The 12207-nt window shown below is 40.4% G+C and carries 8 protein-coding genes and 1 pseudogene; 4 read left to right on the top strand and 5 right to left on the bottom strand.

The annotated features are described in order from the left end of the window. Positions 1-144 precede the first annotated feature (144 nt). Positions 145-531 (top strand): hypothetical protein, encoded by a 387-nt coding sequence (locus NSTC745_RS16470; RefSeq protein ID WP_445638094.1) that lies wholly within the window; start codon positions 145-147, stop codon positions 529-531. Positions 532-547: 16 nt separating this feature from the next. Further along, complete coding sequence (locus tag NSTC745_RS16465) at positions 548-1045, top strand: hypothetical protein (protein WP_445638093.1); 498 nt, start codon at positions 548-550, stop codon at positions 1043-1045. Between the two features lie 85 nt (positions 1046-1130). On the opposite strand, the gene NSTC745_RS16460 is transcribed toward NSTC745_RS16465, so the two are convergent. The 4 genes from NSTC745_RS16460 to NSTC745_RS16445 all read right to left on the bottom strand — a co-directional run bounded on the left by NSTC745_RS16460 (position 1131) and on the right by NSTC745_RS16445 (position 6606). Next, on the bottom strand, positions 1131-1709 hold the full coding sequence (locus NSTC745_RS16460) for a Uma2 family endonuclease (RefSeq protein ID WP_445638622.1): 579 nt from the start codon (positions 1707-1709) through the stop codon (positions 1131-1133). 51 nt (positions 1710-1760) lie between these two features. Beyond that, on the bottom strand, positions 1761-2645 hold the full coding sequence (locus NSTC745_RS16455; RefSeq protein ID WP_445638092.1) for an FkbM family methyltransferase: 885 nt from the start codon (positions 2643-2645) through the stop codon (positions 1761-1763). Between the two features lie 263 nt (positions 2646-2908). Then, the gene (locus NSTC745_RS16450) at positions 2909-3106 is read right to left on the bottom strand and encodes a hypothetical protein (protein ID WP_445638091.1); all 198 of its coding nucleotides are present in this window, start codon (positions 3104-3106) and stop codon (positions 2909-2911) included. A 170-nt stretch (positions 3107-3276) separates the two neighbouring features. Continuing rightward, a complete protein-coding gene (locus NSTC745_RS16445) occupies positions 3277-6606 on the bottom strand; it encodes an nSTAND1 domain-containing NTPase (protein ID WP_445638090.1) in 3330 nt (1109 codons plus the stop codon). 288 nt (positions 6607-6894) lie between these two features. Between NSTC745_RS16445 and NSTC745_RS16440 the strand changes: the two genes are divergently transcribed. Both NSTC745_RS16440 and NSTC745_RS16435 read left to right on the top strand, forming a co-directional pair. Beyond that, positions 6895-7347: a CU044_2847 family protein gene (locus NSTC745_RS16440; RefSeq protein ID WP_445638089.1), complete on the top strand. Its 453-nt coding sequence runs from the start codon at positions 6895-6897 to the stop codon at positions 7345-7347. After that, a pseudogene (locus NSTC745_RS16435) lies at positions 7344-7786 on the top strand (glycosyltransferase); the annotation flags it as partial. The gene NSTC745_RS16440 and the pseudogene NSTC745_RS16435, both read left to right, overlap by 4 nt. Before the next feature lie 365 nt (positions 7787-8151). Here NSTC745_RS16435 and NSTC745_RS16430 read toward each other — a convergent pair. Continuing rightward, the gene (locus NSTC745_RS16430) at positions 8152-11649 is read right to left on the bottom strand and encodes a PA14 domain-containing protein (RefSeq protein ID WP_445638088.1); all 3498 of its coding nucleotides are present in this window, start codon (positions 11647-11649) and stop codon (positions 8152-8154) included. Positions 11650-12207 lie beyond the last annotated feature (558 nt).

Here is a 12207-nt window from a genome sequence, read left to right as displayed (position 1 = left end):
GAGGAGTTACATATACTCTTTACCCCCATTTTTTTGCTTTCATGATGAAATCTAGTGAGAAAAATTAAATTATGAGATATCATAGATTTAATATAAATTTTTATATATTTCTATCAATAACTATTTAAAATAACTAAATTAAATATGAACGATGACAAAGCGGCATTGTTAGCGGCACTGTGTCAGGCTGGCATTAAGCATAATCCTGAAAAAATTGTGCGGATTGCCAAGCAAGCTGATGGCAAAATTGTATTTTTAGAAGAGGGAAAAGCTACTAAAAGAGCAAGTGGACTGGCACATATCTTAAAGGAACATCGAGATGATTTTGCCAGACGTGGAATTTCTGAAAATGAAATTGCGGATGCTGTTATAGCAGCTGTAACTAGTGGAACATTTCTTGGTTATCAAGGAACGATAGAACCTCGCCGGGAAATCTATGAAGTAATTTTTAATGGAGAAACACAGTATATAGCAGTGACAGTAAGCGATAATGGTTATATAGTCGGAGCTAATCCCGCCTCATTACCATAATTACACCTCAATAGCTATGGCAATAAAAATTAAACTAATGGCTGATTATGGGTGCGACCCTTTATGGTGGGCAGATGGTGATAAAGTTGGCAATATCGATCCAGCAAGACTCCCCGTTAGTCAAGAAACTATTAGCCATTTGAGAAAATGGGCATCTGCTTACAATGCAACATTAAATTGGCAAGATCCTGCTAATTCACCAGAGTTGAGTCCAGAAGCCGAAGCAGCTTTTGAAAAAGAAGGAATTAGTTTGTGGAAGCAACTGCAAACGGAACTTGCACCTAATTATCAAGTTGTTTATTTCAGTGAATCATTAGGCAAGGTTTTAACCGATCCTGGTGAATTAGAAGTTTTAGATGCTATTGGTGTTGAACATGATACAAAACAGACAGAATCTAAATCTAGTAAAACACCTAGAAGATTAATTGCGAACGCTTCATTAAAGAGAGATCAACTAAGGTATTTTACCCCGCGGAGAAAGCTGTCAGGGGGTAATTTTTCAGCGAGTAAATAAAATTTATTGGGGAGCTAAGAGTAATCTTAACTCCCTGTTTTTAGAGTTTTATATTTTTGGTTGGTAAATTAAAAATAATAGATATCTATCTCCAGATAATTGACAAATTTAAAATAAATCCTGGTAAAACATCTTCTCCTGATAATTCTTGACCAGATGTTAATATTTCTACTGGTTGACCAAGACGATAAATTTCAACTTGCCGCATTTTAGGATTAATTAACCAACCTAATTTGACTCTATTATCGATATATTCTTGCATTTTCTCTTGCGTTTCTCGCAAACTATCACTAGGAGACATTAACTCCAAAACAAAATCTGGTGCAATTGGGGGAAACTTTTCTTTTTGTTCGGGGGTGAGTGCATCCCAGCGTTCTTTTATTATCCAAGCAACATCAGGAGAACGGTTAGCACCATTAGGAAGTTTAAAGCATGTGGAAGAATCAAAGCAAATTCCTAATTGAGTTTGACGATTCCAAATTCCGAATTCAACACAAATTTCAAAATTACGATTTCCAGTTTCTCCGCCTGTGGGTGGCATGATTAGCAGTTCTCCGGCTGCATTGCGTTCAAATTTGATTTCAGGATTTTCCCGACAGAGTTGATAAAATTGGTTGTCGGTGAGTTGGATGATGGAGTTTAATTTAATGGCGATCGCTGTCATAGTAACTAAATTAGGGATGGCATAAAATTTAGCGCAATTAAAACTCAAAAGTCATTCAACTGTCAAAATAATATCAAGATGATGAGTTTTTTGTTGCTCAAAGTAACTCATAAGTGCTGGAATCTCTTTACCAAATTTAATTAATTTACCACTTCTTTCAACTAGAGAAATATAATAGCCAATATCTAAAAATATATCTAAAAAATCCGATGGTTCTATTCCACCGAATAACTTGAGATTTGAAGGCGCAAATTCGGCAAAAATAATAGGTTTATCTCGCTTGAGAATATTCATCATACCCCGGATAGCGTAAGGTTCATGTCCTTCAATGTCAATTTTGACTATATCTACTTTAATTTCTTTTAAAAAACTATCAAGTTGAACAGCTTCTATCTTTTTAAAGTTTGCATTTGGAGCAGAAACTACGGATTTTAACAAATTTTCATTTTCTGAAGTAACCCTAGCGCCAGAATTAGATGTATTACCCAGGTCAGAAATAATAATAGTTTTATTTGCATCGCTGACAGCAAAATTATATAGTTGGATAATTTCCTCAAATCCGTTATAAGCAATACTCGTTTTCAAAAGTTGAAAATTATTGTTGTCAGGTTCAAAACTAAACACTTTACCGTGAGGACATTGGCTGGCAGCGAGTAAACTATAATAGCCTATATTAGCTCCAATATCTATAATACAAGAATCTGGCTTGAGATATTTGACAAATGTTTCTGATGCGCTTTGTTCATAGCTGCCTTTTATCAGAAGTGGTCGCCCAATATATTTGTCTTGAATATTCAAAAGTATGTAAAAGTTATAAGGATTGATTTTCTTGAATACATCGCTAGAATTGGCAAAAGGTTTAAGCAGAAGATCGGGAACACTTCCTAGCAGTTCAACCCGTAAATTTCGCAGTTTTGATTCCCAAGACTTCAACATAGATTTAGATATAAAATTTACCTAAGTATTATAAAACTCTGCTTATACAGACAGCAATCAATTTTAGTAAAGATTGTCATTTATCAAAAAATCATTTTCCTAAAAATTCGATATAAAGCGCTACAGTAACTTGTGAAGATATTTTTTGATATTTTGTTAATATTTTCTTGATTAAATTTTGATATTGAGTTAAATTATCCATTTCACAATCTCCTCTTTCTTCATATTAATAACTAATAGTGAGACTTGATACTTTACCAAAACTAATTGAATTGCAATTTTTTCAGATTAGATGCAAAGTCGAGGATAGCCGCTAATGAGTCGAGAATAGCCACTAATGAGTCGAGAATAGCCACTAATGAGTCGAGAATAGCCGCTATTGAGTCGAGGATAGCCGCTATTGAGTTGAGGAAAGCCACTATTGAGTCGAGAATAGCCACTATTGAGTCGAGGATAGCCACTATTGAGTCGAGGATAGCCGCTTCAGGGTTCGTTTTTGTGGGGTGCGATCGCCTAATTATAAAAACTCATTGCTAGCAAAGCAATCTCGAAAAGAGCGATCGCTATTTGATACCATTTTTTTAGATTAGCTCTGCGATCGCTTAATTATAAAACTCATTGCCAGCAATGTTCACTTAGCTGGTTCTGGTGATAACCCAAGTTTGGCACGAAAATCCTCGTCATATATTGCCTTCTCCCAATTTTTAGCAGCTTTCACTTGCTCAGAAGTCAGGTTTTTGATACTGCGGAAGTCGGCATCTTGGAGGTTAGCACCACTGAGGTTAGTATTGCTGAGGTTAGCATTGACGAGGTAGGCATTGCTAAGATTAACATAGCTGAGATTGGTCTGGCGGAGGTCAGCATCGCTAAGGTTGACATAGCTGAGGTCAGCATAGCTGAGGTCAACACTGTTGAGGTAACTAATACTTCTGAGGTTGGTACCTCTGAGGTTGATACCCTTAAGGTTGGTATCATTATCAATTAGATACATTTGTTTGTCAGCAGGATTGAAATCGTCGCTAAACTTAGTTGACTTAGTATAAACAGCACGTCTAAGGTTAGCACCACTGAGGTTAGCACCAATGAGGTCAGCATTGCTGAGGTTAGCACCAATGAGGTCAGCATTGCTGAGATTAGCACCACCGAGGTTAGCAGCTTCGAGGTTAGCAAAGCTGAGGTCGGCAGCTTCGAGGTTAGCACTTCTAAGGTAAGCACCACCGAGGTCAGCACCACTGAGGTCAGCATTAGAATCAATCAAATACATTGTTTTATTAGCAGGATTGAAATTCTTAGGAAACTTAGTTTCCTTAGTATAAACGGCACGAATAAGTTCAGTATTGCTGAGGTTAGCGTTGCTGAGGTTAGCACCACCGAGGTTAGCAGCTTCGAGGTTAGCGTTGCTGAGGTTAGCACCTTCGAGGTTGACCCCCCAGAGATTTGCACCAGCCAGTCTAACTCCGATGAGGTTGGCATGACTGAAGTTGGCATAGTTCAGGTAGTTCTGGAGGAGGTTGGCATGGCTGAGGTTGGCATGACTGAAGTTGGCAAATTCCAGGTCAGCACCACCGAGGTCAGCATCACTGAGGTTAGCACCACTGAAGTTGGTACTGTTGAGGTTGGCTTTGATGAGGTTGGTACGGCTGAGGTTGGCATTGCTAAAATCTCGGTTAGTTAGACTCTCACCAGCTTTTACCAGCTTTTCAAGTGCTTGATTTCTGGCTTGACTATACTCTTTACCCTTATCAGCATCGACGGTTTGCCAAAGTTCCCTTATCCTGATCTCTTTCTCCGCTACAATGCCTAAATATATTGATAAACCTAGCGGAATAATTGAGAAAAAAACTATTGATTTAAAGCGATTACTCCACCTTTGCCTGATGCTTACTTGAATAAAATTAATAGCTAGGTTGGATAATCTCAAATTTTTAGATTGTTCTTTCTGAAAAACCTTTGCTTCTGTTAAACGTTTTCCCTGAAGCAGATAATCTTTTACTTTTCCCTTATCTTGCCATTCCACAGCCGCCACTTCAATCTTTCGCTTTTGTCGCAATACATCCCGACTTTCCTCAATCCATTTGCGTAATAGCAACCAATGGCGAATCAGTGCTTCATGTGCCACATCTACCACAGCAATTTGATTAGATAAGGTACTGGTGACAACTAGCTTCTCATCAGCTAACCGTTGAATTATTCTATTAATCACAACTTCTGGATGCTGTGAAGTAACTAAATCTCGTTGCACAACCTGTCTACGTGTATCTTCTGTCCCTTCTCCCAACTGCGTCAATTCTAAAAAAATCCGCTTTGTTGCTTGCTGTTCCTCAAGTGATAATGACTCATAAACTTGTGTAGCGCGTGTTTGCAGGGTTCCCCTGACTCCACCTAGTTTGCTATACGTAGTTAGGGTTAACCGTTCTTCAGTTCTTTGCTGCCATAGTTCTGTCAGCGTGTACTGCAACAACGGTAAACTCCCCGGTGAATTTTCTACATCTGCAATCATCTGAGAAACTAATTCTGGTTCTACTTCTAAGTTCACCTGTTGGGCAGGTTTGATAATTGCTGTTTCTAATTCTTCCCGATTCATCGGTGTTACTGTTACTAAATGCTCTTGAATCTTCTTAGCTAGTCCGCCATACTCTTGTTCCAGACATTTACCAAAAAAATCAGCCCGCATTGTAATTATGAGGCAGAGTTTATTATCATCCCGTTGCAAAGCATCTAGCACACATTCAAAAAACTGCTGTCGTTTTGTAATGTCTTGACATTGAGTAAAAGTTTCTTCAAATTGGTCTACCACTAACACTACACGTTGAGTTTGACTAGCAGTAATCAACTGTCCTAAACCAACTGCGCCTTTAGCTATTAATTCTTCTGCTTTAGCTAATTGTGAGGCTCGGTCAATATCTGATAATTCTGATTCTACAAATGCCAGTGCTAAATTTTGTAAGGGATTAATCCCTGGTCGAAATATTTTCAACTGCCAAGTATCGCTACCTGATAACCTACGTCCTAACTTTAATTGATAAAGTAAACCTGCTCTAACAACACTAGATTTGCCACTTCCTGATGCTCCCAAGACAGCGAGGAAATTACCCGATCGCACTTTTTCTAATAATTCATCAGTTAACGCTGTTCTGCCATAAAATAATTTAGCATCTGCTTCTGTGCAATCAAAATAAGACAAGCCTTTGTAAGGACAAATAGCTGATATTTCTACTGTGGAGTTAACAACAGAGGAATTCCATTTGCGGGTGAGATTAATTGCTTCACCAGAGTTCGCAAAAATGGGACGCTGGGGAAAGGGATGATATTGTTGATTGAGCAAATCTACTAAAGTGTAGTTACTTACCCAACGGTCTTGTTTTGGTTCCAAACCTTGAACTAGTGCAGCGGTGAGAACGCTGTGTTGGCTGTTAATCTCTTCAAAAGCAACTTCAAAATCACGAGAAGCCGCAATAAAACACCTGTCTCTGCCTTTACCGCGATCGCCTGGATCTGCCTCTGCAAAATTTAGCACTTCTCCGCTATAGCAGCAATCCAAAATCACAATTTGTTGTCTGACTTCACTTTCTTGCAGCAGTCGCCGCAGCCATTGTAGAGATAGTCCCCAATTCCCCGCGTCAGGGTTGACTTCACTCGTCCCTAAAAAGCCCTCCTGAATTCCGACATTTTTCCGCAAACCATGACCAGAAAAATACAGCAGCGCCGTATCTGGCGGCTTTCCATCTGGTTTAAATAATTGGACTATGGCTTTTTCTAACTGAGTTAAACTAACTTTAGTTTGCTTACCAATGCGAATTGTCTGGTTTTCCTTATCTTTGACTGCTGGTAGCCGCGTTACTCGAAATTCGCCGTACTGTTGTAAAATTTGAGCGATCGCTTCACCATCACTAGCTGGCGCGTTAAGACTCTTTAAGCGGTCATAGGTATTAATTGCCACCACTAAAGCGTCTCGACTCATATTAATAAGCTTTATGATAGTTTAGTTGCATTATTTCCAGCTTCTACAAGAAATTTACCGCATTTTCCGTAAAAATGTGTAGGGGCTTTACAGCTGTACATTGGTGTCAATTTAACGTGAAACCCTGATGAAAACGTAATGAGCGAGTTCTACTCACTTAGCATCAAGATCCGCGTTACCCCACCCCGGTTTTGCTGGCGCAAAACCTCCCCTCCCCTTGCTAAGGGGAGGGGTTGGGGGTGGGGTAAAATGCTTGTGGGATAAGCGTTTGAGCTTAATTTGACACCAATGACAGATGTAAAGCCCCTAGCCGCAATTCTTTTAAACGAGGCTTATTCCATGACTCAACTCACACCTATCTATTTAGAAGATGGCACGATTATTTACATTGAAGCCACAGATAATGTAGATGCACCACCAGTTAACATCGAAGTTTCTCCAGAAGGAGAAGAAGAAGCATTAATTGATAAAGGATGGGATGCTGATGCTGCACAAAAACAGATAGTGCAAAATTTCCAAGCAATTGAAGGTACAATTCGGGCTTACACCGTTTATTCACTCAATGCTTTTAAGAAAATCCCTGTTGCTAATATTGATAAAGTCACTCTAGAATTTGGCATCAAAGTCGGCGGTGAAGCGGGTATACCTTATATAACTAAAGGCACGGCTGAAAGTAATCTTAAGATAACCGTAGAGTGTTCATTTCCTGACAAAGCGGAACAGAAAACTCAGCAATCATGAGTGAGAATATTGACGCAGCCAAAATTTCTATTATCATTCCGGCTATTAATGAGGCCGGAAATATTGAAGAAGCAATTGCTACTACCAAAGGCAGTATAAATATATAAGTTATTGTCGTAGATGGCGGCTCTAGCGATGATACCAAAGAAATAGCTTAGTTTTTAGGTGTCAAAGTTATCTCATCATCTTCCGGTCGTGCTGTGCAAATGAATGTGGGTGCTGTAGTGTTATTTCTTCATGCAGATACCCGTTTAACTGCTGGGTTTGATGAGATGATTGCACGGCTCTACAACAACCTGGGACTGTGGCTGGTGCGTTTAACTTGCGGATTGATGCATCGCTTTTGAGTTTAAGATGGGTGGAGTTGGGTGTAAAGTGGCGATCGCATCTTTGCCAAATGCCTTATGGCGATCGAGCAATTTCGATCGCCAAAGCAGTGAGGATTTAAGCTGTTTCTGATGTCAGTAGTATATGTTAGTGGCATTGGATTCAACGTGTAAGTTTCAAAGTTGAGCCTCAGAAGGTCAACGTCGAGCCTCAGAAGGTCAACGTCGAGCCTCAGAAGGTCAACCTTGAGCCTCAGAAGGTCAACCTTGAGCTTCAGAAGGTCAAAGTTGAGCCTCAGAAGGTCAACGTCGAGCCTCAGAAGGTCAACGTCGAGCTTCAGAAGGTCAAAGTTGAGCCTCAGAAGGTCAACGTTGAGCCTCAGAAGGTCAACGTTGAGTCTCAGAAGGTCAAAGTTGAGCCTCAGAAGGTCAAAGTTGAGCCTCAGAAGTCAACTCCTCTCCCTACTTCCCAGTTACTTTAAACAGGTGTCCAGCTATCAATCTTTCCTGAGATCAAGTCTGCGTAGTACAACTTGCCATCATCTCCAGCCTGAACGCTCACAGGTGCTCCTAAATTGGAAGCAAACTGTGTAGTTGCAATAACTTTGTTCTGATTGTTCAATGTGAAAGCAATGATAGTTCCATTGGTGGGATCGAAGCTCATCAAAGCATTATTAAAGGCACCACCAGTGTAAAAAGTACCGACGCCGATAGAAGTAGAACCGCTTAAATGATCGCGGGCATAAATTGGTGCTGTAATGGTTTCACCACTAGCGTAGAAATCCTTGGCTATGTCGAGATTAGCATAGGCGGGTTGTTTGATATTAATGAGATTGCCATTTGCATCAATACCACCCTCATAGAATGGCCAACCAAAGTTTTTGCCCGGGCCGCCAACATTCACCTCTTCCCACTTGTACCAGCCTACATCGCCGATGAAAGGAACATTAGTGTCTTGATTTACGGTGAAGCGGAAGGGGTTACGCAGACCTAAATCATAAACTTTGGAACGATTGCTATTGGGATCGCCGTTGTAGAAAGGATTGCTTGCTAAACCTTGACCAGTGATGGCGTCAATGTGCAGGATTTTACCAGATAAATTATCGATATCTTGAACGCGAGCTGCTCGGATGTCTGCTCGATTGTAGGAAGTACCATCACCAAAGCTGACAAACAGAGTACCATCGTTACCAAAGCGTACACTACCACCGGAGTGGGTTGAACTATCGGTTGCTACGAAATCCTGGACGTTTTTGATGTTGTTGTTTTTCAAAGCGTCCACATATTCCTGGGCGTTGGCAAATAATTTGTTAGTGGTTTTGTTTAAAATACCAGATGGTGCTTCATTCTTGGTTTCATCGTTAGGATCGACAAATGTGCTGTCTTTATCTGGGCGACTGATGTAATCCCAAACGCTATTTTTGCCTACTAGTATAACTGCACTGCCAGCGATCGCTGTTTTGTAACCAGTGTTGGCATCGGCTGTGACTCTGATTAGCCGTGCTGCACGGTTACCTCGCCTATCGGCATCGTCTAAGGTGCTATTGGGATTATTTTTGGAATTGTTTGGATTTGTTTCTACTGGATCGTAGGTAAACAGCAGGTAAACATAGTTGTTGCCATTGGGATTCTTGCCAAAATCTGGATGTACCGCCAAACTTAACAAGCCGCGATCGGATATGTTATTTACCTGGGATGAAATATCAATAAATGGCTTTGATTCTAAGACACCCGTACTGGTGTCGAACACCTTCACTACCCCATCTTTCTGGGCAACGAACATCAGCTTATCGTCGGCTGACCAGCCAAAGTCTATAGGTGTAGTCAACCCAGAAACTACAGTTTCTCTCTTGAAGTCACCTAAGTCATTATCGTTAATAGTTATTGTCGTCTGAGTAATAGGCAGCAACACCCCAACTGCGTTACTAAACTTCAAAGTAAACGCTTCATCGCCTTCTGTAACGGAATCATCTTTCAGGGAAATGGAAATAGTCTTACTAGTTTCCCCTACTGCAAAGTTCAAGGCTCCAGCTAGAGCTACATAGTCAGATCCAGCTTTAGCAGTTCCATCCACAGTTGTATAGTTTACACTAGCAGCTCCCGAAGCATTATTCCGCGTAACTATTACTTGTGCAGTACCATCATTCTCCTTAACTACTGGCTGACTGAAACTCAGACCTTGGCTATCATTATCTTTAATTGTAATTCCCAAAGTTCTTTGGATTCCCAGCGTTGCACCCTCTGGCTGATCGATAGCTACACTAAAATTCTCATCTGATTCTGCTAATGAATCATCAAAAATCGGAATGAGGATTTGTTTGCTACTTTCTCCTGGTGCAAAAGTGAGCGTCCCCCCTATTTCTTCCCCGCCATTGGCGTAGTCATTCCCTACTGTTGCAGTACCAGCTAAGGTTGCATACTTAATTGTAGATGTACCACTTAGATCGCCAGTCCTCAGCACAGTAACCGCCACATTACCATCTCCTTCGTTCACACTGGTAGGAGATGTGCTTAAGGTGATAGTGGTTGACAGGGCTGGTGAATAGAGTTGAGATTGAGGAATAATTTCTTTGGTTTGAGAGTTGCTCGACCAAGATAGTTGAGAAAGCGCAGAATAAGTATTCTCGAAGTATTCAAGTTTAATATCGTACTTTTGACCTGCAACTAAGGCAATGGAACCAGTATGTTCTGTGTTTCCTTGATTGACAAATTTATCAATCAGCAGCTGATTATTCACCCACAGTCGCACGCCATCATCACTACTGGTGTAGAAGTTGTAAGTCTCGCTGTACTTAGCTTCTACCTGACCCGTCCAGCGCACCGAGAAGGTGTCTGCACCGATGAGCGGATCTGGAGAACTACTGCCCCACTTAAAGTCCACCTTGCTATCTGTGCGAGTTACCTTCAGGTTAGTCAAATCAGCGTTATCAAAGTATTCTCCTTTGAGTCCGTTGCCATTACCGACAGGTGTACTCACCGGAGTATAAAGTTGAGATTGAGGAATAATTTCTTTGGTTTGAGAGTTGCTCGACCAAGATAGTTGAGAAAGCGCAGAATAAGTATTCTCGAAATATTCAAGTTTAATATCGTACTTTTGACCTGCAACTAAGGCAATGGAACCAGTATGTTCTGTGTTTCCTTGATTGACAAATTTATCAATCAGCAGCTGATTATTCACCCACAGTCGCACGCCATCATCACTACTAGTGTAGAAGTTGTAAGTCTCGCTGTACTTAGCTTGTACCTGACCCGTCCAACGCACCGAGAAGGTGTCTGCACCGATGAGCGGATCTGGAGAACTACTGCCCCACTTAAAATCCACCTTGCTATCTGTGCGAGTTACCTTCAGGTTAGTAAAATCAGCGTTGTCAAAGTATTCTCCTTTTAGTCCGTTGCCATTACCGACAGACGAACTTACCGGAGTATAAAGTTGGGACTGAGGAATAATTTCTTTGGCTTGAGAGTTGCTCGACCAAGATAGTTGAGAAACCGCAGAGTAAGTATTCTCGAAGTACTCAACTTTAATATCGTACTTTTGACCTGCAACCAAGGCGATGGAACCAGTATGTTCTGTGCTTCCTTGATTGACAAATTTATCAATCAGCAGCTGATTATTCACCCACAGCCGCACGCCATCATCAGTTTTGGTGTAGAAGTTGTAATTCTCGCTGTATTTAGCTTCTACCTGACCTGTCCAACGCACCGAGAAGGTGTCAGCACCGATGAGCGCATCTGGTGAAGCATTACCCCACAAAAAGTTCACTGTGCTATCTGTGCGAGTTACCTTCAGGTTAGTAAAATCAACGTTGTCAAAGTATTCTCCTTTGAGTCCATTTCCCTGAGAAATGGCGTTACTAGACCCACCCAATATACTTGGTTGCGCTTGATCGAGGGCTGCTAGAGATGATTGACCGCCAATTACTGGACTTGTAGATGTTAGAGAGAGTGAATTATTTTGATTCTGTAAATCGTTCATTGATATATGTGCCTCATAATAAAGCTAAAACTAATGCCATAATCAATAGCTTGGGATTAGTTTTGAATCGAATGTTTTGAAGGAAAATGTGTAGCCACCCTAATGGAATTTACTTACTTCTTTATATATTAATCAATGCGGATACACATTTTCGCCATCTGTTCTTTTGAGTATTGAATCCGATCCTTTACTGTGGATTTGTAACAAGTTAAAAATCAACCAGCATAGAGTTACACATCTTCCTATATCTCCGCTAAAAGCAACCAGATATATAGGAAAATATGTACTTCTGAAATACTAGAGACTAGTTATATGGCGCATTGGCCATGATTAAACTTGGTTTTCTAGAAATTTCAGGTTTTATGATGTGTATCAATTCAGTTTTGTCAATTTATGTAAAAAATATAAATCGGCATAAACGAGTGATAATTTAACCTGATAACAAAATCACATGAAATTTTTCAGCAAATAAGTCAATACTCCATCAAAGTAAGTATACACGTAAGTGGTGTTTTAGTACCTCACTTGTACTGATATGTATTTCTGAGTTCAATACAA

This window comes from Nostoc sp. DSM 114161, assembly GCF_052692665.1.
Note: the sequence above shows the minus strand (reverse complement) of the source record. Positions and strands in the feature narration are given on the sequence as shown.